Annotated in this window: 2 protein-coding genes; both read left to right on the top strand. The window is 35.4% G+C overall.

Annotation, left to right across the window (positions count from 1 at the left end):
* Positions 1-51: 51 nt before the first annotated feature.
* Positions 52-435: an ISAon1 family transposase N-terminal region protein gene (locus A8B35_RS22970; protein WP_075604144.1), complete on the top strand. Its 384-nt coding sequence runs from the start codon at positions 52-54 to the stop codon at positions 433-435.
* On the top strand, positions 425-1411 hold the full coding sequence (locus tag A8B35_RS22965) for an ISAon1 family transposase (RefSeq protein ID WP_075604143.1): 987 nt from the start codon (positions 425-427) through the stop codon (positions 1409-1411). Before A8B35_RS22970 ends, A8B35_RS22965 begins: the two co-directional genes overlap by 11 nt.
* Positions 1412-1440 lie beyond the last annotated feature (29 nt).

Genomic DNA, 1440 nt, shown 5'->3' with positions numbered 1-1440 from the left:
GGATCACCTGCAAAAGTTGGGTCTGAAGTAAAAAGTACATAATTTTGTAGTATGTCCGAATTAAGCACACAATTATTAGAACTTATCCTACCGGAAGGAATACTTGATTATTTTATAATTACCGACTTCAAGCAAGAAAAGAGCGGTCAGGAGTTGTATACAAAACACTTAACTATCTATTTAGAAGAAAAGCAAGAAATCCCACAGGAATACTCTCCTTATAAGCACAAAGCCAGTGGTTTTATGAACCCTAAGGAAATACGAGACTGTCCTATACGTCGAAATTTAGTTACCTTAAATGTGAAGCGCAGACGTTGGGATGTTGAGATAGATGGTAAGCAAAAAAAAGTAAGTCGTGATTGGGAAAGCGTAGCTAAAGGCACCAGGTTAGATCCTGAGTATGCTTCTTTTTTAAAAGCAATTGGTGGATTGTAATGCTGTAAGTATAAAAAGCCTAGGCTTATATTTTGGCATTAATTCAGCACTATTCAGCCGGCAATATAAAAATAAGTTAAGTGATTACCGTTCTTGGGATCAATATGCTCATGCCTCAGACTACCTTGTTTTTCCTAAGAATATGGGCAAGTTTCTTTCCATTGACGAAACTTCTCTTTCTAATGGAGAACTATATACTATCCTTACAAATAAAAGTGCTTCAGGAAAGAAAGGTACTATCATAGGCATCTTTAGGGGCGTTGAAGCTTACTCCATCATAAGTAAAATACGAGAACATATTCCTAAGAAGCTCTTACGTCAAGTTGAAGAAATTACTTTAGACTTATCTCCAACCATGAACGCCATTGCTAAGAGTTGCTTTGCGAATGCCAAACGAGTAGCTGATAGATTTCATGTGCAAAGGTTAGCTTATGATGCTGTGCAACAAATTAGAATAGAATACCGTTGGGAAGCCATAGAACAAGAAAATGATAAAATTAAATATGCTCGTGAAACAGATTCAGAGTATAATCCAGAGATACTAAATAATGGAGATAGTCCTAAACAACTGCTTGCCCGAAGCAGATATTTGCTATTTAAATCCCCCAATGCATGGACTTCATCTCAAGCAGAGAGAGCAAGAATATTGTTTCATATATATCCAAGAATTGCACAAGCTTATGATTTAGCGATGGAATTGAAAGAAGCTTACAATCATCACTGCCAGAAAGAAGTAGGTTGGTTAAAGCTGGCTCATTGGGCAGAAAAAGTACGTCAAAGCACTTTTAAATCATTCAATACAATTGCTAATACTTTCTTCAATTACTATGATAACATCTCTAACTATTATAATAACAGAAGTACTAATGCTGCAGCAGAATCATTTAATGCTAAAATAAAAGACTTTAGAAGACAATTCAGGGGCGTAATAGATGTAAGATTTTTCCTTTACAGATTGACCAAAATATATGCTTAGACTTTTATAGACCCAACTTTCTACATTGA

This window comes from Saccharicrinis aurantiacus, from assembly GCF_001660705.2.
GTDB lineage: Bacteria > Bacteroidota > Bacteroidia > Bacteroidales > Marinilabiliaceae > Saccharicrinis > Saccharicrinis aurantiacus.
The sequence above is the reverse complement of the archived record's forward strand: the minus strand, read 5'-3'. Positions and strand labels throughout refer to the sequence as shown.